The organism is Lactobacillus sp. M0396 (genome assembly GCF_016101625.1).
Classification (GTDB): Bacteria; Bacillota; Bacilli; order Lactobacillales; family Lactobacillaceae; genus Lactobacillus; species Lactobacillus huangpiensis.
The window spans coordinates 1-697 of record NZ_JACFQE010000021.1; the positions used below are offsets into that span (position 1 = coordinate 1).

1 pseudogene is annotated in these 697 nt (G+C 39.7%); it reads right to left on the reverse strand.

What is annotated here, in order from left to right:
- Window positions 1–697 (reverse strand): annotated as a pseudogene (locus H3T43_RS09290) (hypothetical protein); the annotation flags it as partial.

Here is a 697-nt window from a genome sequence, read left to right on the forward strand (position 1 = left end):
ACAGCATCTTTGCCAAATTCATTCTTGAGTCTTGCTACTGCTTCATCATGCTTTTTACTGAATTCAGTCTTAGCATCACTTATTACTTTAGCCAAATCGTTTTGCGCATTAGAGTCTGCTGTTGACTTGACACCATCAATGTCCTTGATGGCCTGGTCTTTGATACTGTTGACTTTATCTACACTATCTGCTGTGATAAGATCATTTTCTGCTCTTAATACAATATTATCAACTTTAGTTTGATCAACTTCTTGCTTTAAATCCTTCTTGACCTTAGCTGCTTCTGCTTCAATCGCATCTTTTGCCGCTACTCTTGCAAACGCTACTTCCGCTGTAGTCGCCGCAGTATCAAAAGCACTTATCGCTGTTCCTACTGCTTTAACTACTGTATCTGTATCTGTTGCTGCGGCAATGGTATTGTTAGCCGTAGTTTGTGCTTCAGTAATAGCATTCATAGCTTTAGCATAATCACTTGCCGCTGCTGCTTGTTCGTCCTTGCTAAGCTTATCATAGGCATCTTGAACCCGTTTCTTAGCCGCAGCAGCCTGCTCATCAACCTTAGCCTTATTCTCTTCTTTTACTTTATTTAATTGTTCTTGGTCCTCTTTATCCGCACTATTCTTGATTTCTTTGATGTCACTAATAGCTTTATCCTTAATGCTGTTGACTGAATCTACACTTGTCGCTGCTTCAATAT